Annotated in this window: 6 protein-coding genes and 1 pseudogene; 4 read left to right on the forward strand and 3 right to left on the reverse strand. The window is 54.4% G+C overall.

Going from position 1 to position 7,699, the window contains the following annotated elements; genetic code table 11:
* Positions 1 to 186: pseudogene (locus B3Z49_RS21325) on the forward strand (MFS transporter); the annotation flags it as partial.
* A gap of 56 nt (positions 187 to 242) precedes the next feature.
* On the forward strand, positions 243 to 1,250 hold the full coding sequence (gene hemB, locus B3Z49_RS21330; RefSeq protein WP_296994695.1) for a porphobilinogen synthase: 1,008 nt from the start codon (positions 243 to 245) through the stop codon (positions 1,248 to 1,250).
* A 75-nt stretch (positions 1,251 to 1,325) separates the two neighbouring features.
* Here the strand turns inward: hemB and B3Z49_RS21335 are convergent, their stop codons facing one another.
* Entirely contained in the window at positions 1,326 to 2,297 is a 972-nt protein-coding gene (locus B3Z49_RS21335; RefSeq protein WP_296994697.1) for an HAD-IIA family hydrolase, read from the reverse strand.
* A 479-nt stretch (positions 2,298 to 2,776) separates the two neighbouring features.
* Here B3Z49_RS21335 and B3Z49_RS21340 point away from each other — a divergent pair, with 479 nt between their 5' ends.
* A complete protein-coding gene (locus tag B3Z49_RS21340) occupies positions 2,777 to 2,935 on the forward strand; it encodes a DUF1127 domain-containing protein (RefSeq protein WP_081579314.1) in 159 nt (52 codons plus the stop codon).
* A 107-nt stretch (positions 2,936 to 3,042) separates the two neighbouring features.
* On the opposite strand, the gene B3Z49_RS21345 is transcribed toward B3Z49_RS21340, so the two are convergent.
* A complete protein-coding gene (locus B3Z49_RS21345) occupies positions 3,043 to 4,560 on the reverse strand; it encodes a malonate--CoA ligase (RefSeq protein WP_296994702.1) in 1,518 nt (505 codons plus the stop codon).
* 158 nt (positions 4,561 to 4,718) lie between these two features.
* Positions 4,719 to 5,891: a type III PLP-dependent enzyme gene (locus B3Z49_RS21350; protein WP_063090104.1), complete on the reverse strand. Its 1,173-nt coding sequence runs from the start codon at positions 5,889 to 5,891 to the stop codon at positions 4,719 to 4,721.
* Between the two features lie 250 nt (positions 5,892 to 6,141).
* On the opposite strand from B3Z49_RS21350, the gene B3Z49_RS21355 reads away from it, so the two are divergent.
* On the forward strand, positions 6,142 to 7,629 hold the full coding sequence (locus tag B3Z49_RS21355; RefSeq protein ID WP_210517943.1) for an aldehyde dehydrogenase family protein: 1,488 nt from the start codon (positions 6,142 to 6,144) through the stop codon (positions 7,627 to 7,629).
* Positions 7,630 to 7,699: the final 70 nt, after the last annotated feature.

The following is a 7,699-nucleotide window of genomic DNA, read 5'->3' on the forward strand; positions in this document are numbered from 1 at the left end:
GTTGTTTCGATCATTGCCGCAACCGGCTACTCCGCCATCATGGCCGGACCACCGGTGATCGGTGCGATTGGTGAAGCCCTCGGACTGGTCACGGCCTTTGCCCTGACATCAGCATTCCTGGCCATGATTATTCCGGTTTACCTGTTAACCATGCGCAGGCGTTTGCAAATTGCGGCCAATGGTTGATCAACGGCGCAATCTGTCCCATAAATTGCCCAGCCTCACATTATAGAGAACAGATCATGGTCAACAAATTCGCCTATGGCACCTTCCCCAGCACCCGGCAGCGCCGCAACCGAATGACCGACTGGTCGCGCCGCATGGTCGCGGAAACGCGGTTGACCTCCCATGACCTGATCCTGCCTGTCTTTGTCATTGATGGCAAAAACGAACGCACACCGATCCCGTCCATGCCCGGCGTTGAACGCCAGTCGGTCGATGTTCTGGTTGAAACCGCCAAACATGCCGAAAAGCTTGGCATTCCGGCCCTTGCCCTGTTCCCCTATATCGATGCCAGCCTGAAAACCAAGGACGCCCGCGAAGCCTATAACCCCGACAACGTCGTGTGCCGCGCGGTCAAGGCGATCAAGGATGCCTGCCCCAATCTGGGCGTCATCACCGATGTCGCGCTGGATCCTTTCAATGCCGACGGACAGGACGGCATTGTTGTCGATGGTCAGATCCTAAATGACGAAACGACCGAGGCCCTTGTCCGTCAGGCCCTTGTTCAGGCGCAGGCAGGTTGTGATGTGGTTGCACCGTCGGACATGATGGATGGCCGCATCGGTGCGATCCGCAAGATCCTTGAGGAAGCAAACCTCAAAAACGTTCAGATCATGGCCTATTCGGCCAAATACGCATCCGCCTTCTATGGCCCGTTCCGTGATGCGATCGGCTCGGCCAGTGCACTTGGCAAGGCTGACAAGAAAACCTATCAACTCGATCCTGCAAACAGCGATGAGGCCATGCGCGAAGTCGCCTATGACCTTGATGAAGGCGCAGACTCGGTCATCGTCAAACCGGGCCTGCCCTATCTTGATGTGCTTTATCGCGTCAAACAGGAATTCGGCGTGCCGGTCTTCGCCTATCAGGTATCTGGCGAATACGCGATGATGCGTGCGGCTGGTCAGAATGGCTGGCTTGATTATATCGGCTGTGCGATTGAAACCCTGTCGTGTTTCAAGCGTGCCGGGGCATCCGGTGTTCTGACCTATAGCGCGATTGAAGTCGCCGAGGCACTGGAAGGCTGATTTCTGCGCCGCTACGACAAGCAATAAAAAAGGGCCTCAATCGAGGCCCTTTTGTTTTGGGAGGCGAACATCAAATCATGCGGACTTCGCCGCAATGCCATCCGCATCATCTTCAATGCCATGGCCAATCGCCCGCGCGCAAAAATGCGGACGCAGACCGGATCGGGCAAATACGCCTTCAATATCCTGTCCATCAAGGAACCCGCCCTGATGGACCAAAAGGGTTTTGATGCCTGACGCCAATCCACCCAGCACATCGGTATGCACCGTATCGCCGACCATCAGCACACGGCTGCGATCAACACCGGGATGGCGTTTCAGGACTTCCTCAAACACATGGTGATACGGTTTGCCAACGCATTGCGGCATCACACCGGATGCATCCCCCGCCAGATGCGCGAAATACCCCGACTCAACCGACAGGAAATCACCCATCGGCGCACAGATATCGGGATTACCGACCAGAACCGGCCGCGGATTATCCTTAAGGCTCTTCTCCAGAAGGGCTTGCTGGGTATCGGTCCAACTATCAGAATCAATCAACAGGAAGCCACCAACGCCGTCATAAAGCGCAGGGTCACTGCCAAGCGGCTCTACCCGACCGGGCAGAATGTTAAATGGCCAGTCGGTCGGCGCCATTGCCCCCCAATGGGAGATGTCGGCATATTCGCCCATCAGCGGGGCGACAAACTGCTGGCTGCTGATCAGGCTGTTATTGTCAAAATCAAAGCCGCGCTTGCGATGACGCGCCAGAATAGCCTCGCCGGAGCTTGAGGCATCATTGGTGACAACCGCAATCTTCTTGCCCATTTTCTGCAAGGTCGCGACCGTCTTGACCGCACCGGGAATCGCACTTTGTCCGCTATTGAGCACGCCAAAGGCATCAAACACGATCAGATCAAACTGATCGGCAATCGCCAGAAGATTATCGACATAATCGGTTGCTGCGGGCACGGCATCGGGCGCGACCTGTGGCAGACGCGGTGCATAGCGCAAATAGGCATCCAGGGCCTGCGCAAAATCCAGTTGCAACCGATTGGCACTCATCGTCATTTCTCCCACACGAACGGCACGTTATTAAAATTCCGGCGTATTCAAACCGATTAGCGCGCTAATTACACCCAAAATTATTCGCAACACCACAAACGCGGATAATCAACCAGAACACATCACGCAACTTCATTACCCATGCACCACACGCATGGCAATAAAAAGCATTAAATCTGCATCAGCCATCCACTTTAGAACAGTTAACGAGAGATTTCAGGGATTTCTGCGCTTTTCAATCCGCAGACATGCAAAAAACGCATTGGATTATATCCGCAATCACCCTTAGATTGCCTTCACGAAATGAATAGGACGTATCGACTGATGAATGCGCCACCAAGCAGTTGATCATTCGATACATCCCATGCAAACCGACACGTCAAACCAGCTAACTATTCCTGTGCGGAATATCTCGGTGAGAACATGCCGGTTAACTGAACAGACGCCGAATAATCGGCCGGTTTGAAATAGGTGATGAAATGATCGTAACCAAGATTTTTGCTTTCCTTCGCGCTCTGCGCGTTCAGTACCAGACCCAGACTGCGCTGCGTAAGCTTGACCCGCGCGAACTGGCAGACATCGGTCTGAACCGCGACATGATCGACGATGTAGCACACCGTGTTGCTTTCGGTCGCTAAGCCACGACCGTAGCGTCCATGAGGAAGACCCCGACAGTATCTGTCGGGGTTTTTCTTTGTCCGGATTTTGGAATCGCCGCTAAAAGGTCCGCTTTGCCTGCTTTGTCTTAGTTGGCAAACAGGGCCTTGTGCTCTTCACGCAGGACATTCTTCTGCACCTTGCCCATCGCATTGCGCGGCAATTCATCGACAAAGAACACGCGCTTGGGCACCTTGAAGTTGGCAAGCTCGGACTTGATCGCGGCAATCACGCCCTCTTCGCTTAAGCCGCCTTTTTCTTCTGGTACGATCACAGCCACAACCGCCTCACCAAAATCGGGATGTTGAACGCCGATCACGGCACTTTCAACAACACCTTCCATCTTGTCGATCAGGGTTTCGATTTCCTTGGGATAAACGTTAAACCCGCCGGAAATGACCAGATCCTTGGCGCGCCCGACAATATGGACATAGCCCTTGGCATCGATCTTGGCGATATCACCGGTGATAAAGAACCCGTCTTTACGGAATTCCTCGGCGTTTTTTTCGGGCATCTGCCAGTAACCGGCAAAAACGTTCGGCCCGCGTGCTTCCAGCACACCAATCTCATCCGTACCCAGGACATTGCCGTCTTCATCACACACGCGCACTTCGACATTTGGCAATGCCGGGCCAACGGTATGAACGATGCGTTCGCCATCCAGCGGATTGGATGTCGCCATGCCCATTTCCGTCATGCCATAGCGCTCCAAAAGCGCCTTGCCTGTCCGCTCCTTGAAGGCTGTAAAAGTCTCGGGCAGAAGCGGCGCAGACCCGGAAATGAACAGGCGCATGTTTGCGGTCACGTCCTTGGTGAAATCATCGCCCGACAACAGACGCACATAAAACGTCGGAACCCCCATCATCACTGTACTGCGCGGCAAAAGCGCCATCACCTGGTCACGATCAAATTTCGGCAGGAAGAACATCTTCGATCCCGACAGCATCACACAATGACAGGCAATGAAAAGCCCGTGGGTATGGAAGATCGGCAAGGCATGCAGCAGGGTATCGTCGGCCTTAAAGCCCCAAAGCTTTTCAAGCGTTGATGCATTGGACCACAGGTTCATCTGGGTCATCATCGCACCCTTGGGCTTGCCCGTTGTGCCCGACGTATAAAGAATGGCTGCCAATTCATCGTCTTCGCACGCGACCGGCGCAAAGTCCGATGCTTGCGATGCCGCCCCATCCATCAGGCTGCCCTCAGACTGCATGCCCAGTGTCAGAACATAGGCAACGCCCTGCTCATCCGCGATTGCCTTGACCTCATCTTCACGATGGGGCTGACCAACAAAGATCACCGGCGATGCGTTATCCATGAAATAGGCAAGCTCGCCCGCCTGATAAGCGGTATTCAGCGGCAAATAAACAAGGCCCGCACGAATGCAGCCAAGATAAAGAAACAGTGCTTCGGGGGATTTATCGACCTGAACGGCAATCCTGTCGCCCTTTTTCGCACCAAGCGACGTCAGAAGACCGGCAATCTGGGCCGATGCTGTGTCCGCATCGCCATATCTATAAGTCTTGCCATCAGGCGTCTCAATCAGAACTGATGACAGATCGGCCGGAAACCGATCACGGATGCGCATAAAAAGGCTGTTGGTCACTGTACTGCTTCCCCGAGAATTCGTTTTGACCGGCAGGTTTCCCCTGCCGGTCTTTTCTGCGGGCAGCATAGTGCAACCAACCATTATAGGTAAACAAGTACCTTTTTACCGCAATGACCGATTTTGTCTGTCAGTCAGACTGTTTTTGCCTTGCGGCGCTAGTCCAGCGCAACCGACGGGAACTCCCCGTCAATATAGGGGAACGCTTCACTGACCGTCACCTGCACCTCGGGGTGGAAACCGTTGAAATGGGTGGCCAGCGCATTACTATATGCCCCGATGTGACCAAACTCGATCCAGTCGCCTTCGCGGATATCGGCAGGCAAGGTCACGGTCGCCGGCAAGACATCCATATTGTCGCAGGTCGGCCCATAGATGGTGAATTCCAGCGTTTCTTCCGGATCGAAATCACCTTCAATGCGCAATGGGCGCACCGGATAACGCAATTGTCCGGTCACGGTTTCCGACAGGCTGCCGTAAACACCGTCATTGATAAACAGCGTATCTTCCTTGCGCAGATGCACCTGCGTGATCAGGGAAATACCACTCGATACCAGCGCCCTGCCCGGTTCGCACATATAGGTGGTATCAGGCATATCAAGCCAGCGGATACAATCCTTGATCTCGTCCATGAACTCTTCAAGGCTGGCACCGCGCTGGTTCATATACTGGCCGGGGAAACCGCCACCAACGTCGATATGCTTGACCTTCACACCGGAAAAATCAACGACCTGACGGATAAGCTCGACCGCGATCCGATACCCGGTCGGTGTCGTGCATTGCGACCCGACATGGAAACACAAGCCCGCATGGTAACCGTATTCATCAACCTTCTTCAAAAGCTCGGCCGCCACCATCGGACGCGCACCAAACTTTGCTGACAGGTTATAGGTCGCACCGGCAGGCGGCGTTGCAAGACGCACATGGATCACCAGGTTCGTGTCACCCTCGGTTTCCTCGCGAATTTTCTCAAGCTCTTCGGCGGTATCAATCACATAGTGATCAATCCCGAATACCCGATAGGCATTGCGGATGGCATCGCGGCTTTTGACCGGATGCATGAAATAGGCCTTCATCCCCGGGAATTGCCGCCGCACGATCGAGATTTCCTCTGGCGAAGCGGTGTCAAAATGACGCACTCCGCCTTCGTGAAGATATCGCATGACCTCCGGATGCGGATTGCATTTCACCGCATACAGGACGTCTCCCGGGAACATTTCGACAAAGCGCTGCGCTGTTTCTCGAAGAATATTGGGTCTAAGGCAATACACCGGATAGGAAGGCTTGAGTTCCTTAACAACATCGAACGTCGTATCGAAATGACGTGGCACAATATACTCCATCGTTTACCAATATCAGGCGCCCAGACACGTACCGCCGCCGGGCTGGCCTTTGAGTTAGGGTAACAGCCCTCTTGCCGCCTGTCATGCGACTTGCATGTGCACGACACCGATTATGGTACTAATTGCGCTTGATATTGCATCGCCCTGTCGATAATTTGGTAAACCAATACCAAATAACCAATATCGTGCGCCCCGCGCGGTTTACCGCAGATGCACGCCAACCCACAGGGAGCCTGAAATGCCCATCGATCCGATCCTTGATCCATCCGTTCTGGCCAAGGAGCTGTCCGGTTATCATCTGATCAACGGTAAACTTGTCGCCCCGAAAAACGGCAAGACCTTTGATGTTCTTAATCCTGCCACGGGCAAGGTCATCGGTCAGGCAGCCGACGGTGACGCCGATGACGTCGCGATTGCAGTCGCCGCCGCCAAGGCCGCCCAGAAGGACTGGGCCGAACGCCCGGCGCGTGAGCGCGGCAAGCTGTTGGCCGAATGCGGTCGTATCCTGATGTCACATGCCGAGGAACTTGGCCGTCTGGTCGCCCTTGAATCGGGCAAGGCCCTTCGCACCGAAAGCCGGGTTGAGGCATCGGTTCTGGCCGATATGTTCGTCTTTTTCGGCGGGCTTGCGTCCGAGCTGAAAGGTGAAACGGTTCCGTTCAACCCGAACATGATGACCCTGACCACGCGTGAGGCCGTTGGCGTTGTCGGTGCGATCATTCCGTGGAACGTGCCGATGATGTTGATGGCGATCAAGGTTGCCCCGGCACTGGTTGCCGGTAACGCAGTCGTCGTCAAATCCGCCGAAGATACCCCGCTTGCGGTTCTGCGCGTGTGTCAGATCATGCAGGAAGTTCTCCCGGCTGGCGTCTTTAACATCCTGTCGGGCTTTGGCCCGTCTTGTGGTGGCCCGCTGGTTGAACACAAGGATGTCAAAAAGGTTTCCTTCACAGGATCGGTTGAAACCGGCCGCACGGTCTATCGCGCCGCTGCCGAAAAACTCATTCCGGTCACCCTTGAACTGGGTGGCAAATCCCCGATGATCGTCATGGGTGATGCCGACCTTGATAAGGCGATTGCCGGTGCGATTGGCGGCATGCGTTTTACCCGTCAGGGACAAAGCTGCACGGCGGCGTCGCGCATGCTGGTGCATGAAAGCCTGCATGACGAATTCGTCAAACGCCTGATTGATAAGGTCAACACCCTTAAAATGGGTGATCCGCTGGATGAAGAAACCGACATCGGCACAATCATCAACCGCAAACAGTTCGACAAGGTTTGTGGCTATATCGAAGTCGGCGAAAAGGAAGGCGCGACAAAGAATGAACTAAGCGCCCTTCCCACCGACAGCGCCCTTTCCGATGGCCTGTTTGTCCGTCCGGTGATCTTTACCAATGTCGATCCGAACGCGCGGATTGCCCGCGAGGAAATCTTTGGCCCTGTTGCCTGCGTGTTCAAGTTCAAAACCTTTGAAGAGGCCCTTGAACTTGCCAATGACAGCGACTTTGGCCTGGCTGCCACCGTCTGGACGACGGACCTTAAAACCGCACTTGTTGCTACCAAGCGCCTCGAAGCGGGCTTTGTTCAGGTCAACCAGAACCTTGTTGTCCAGCCGAACCTGTCTTATGGCGGGATCAAGCTTTCCGGTCTTGGCAAGGAAGCATCGCTTGAAAGCATGCTTGAACACTTCACCTACAAGAAGACCATTATCCTCAATATGGAATAACGTGTCTGTTTCTTGACACGATTGACTTCAAGAAACCGGGTTGCACGTGACGCAACCCGGTTTTTCTTTT

Origin of the sequence: Thalassospira sp. UBA1131 (assembly GCF_002311515.1) — a bacterium.
Classification (GTDB): Bacteria; Pseudomonadota; Alphaproteobacteria; order Rhodospirillales; family Thalassospiraceae; genus Thalassospira.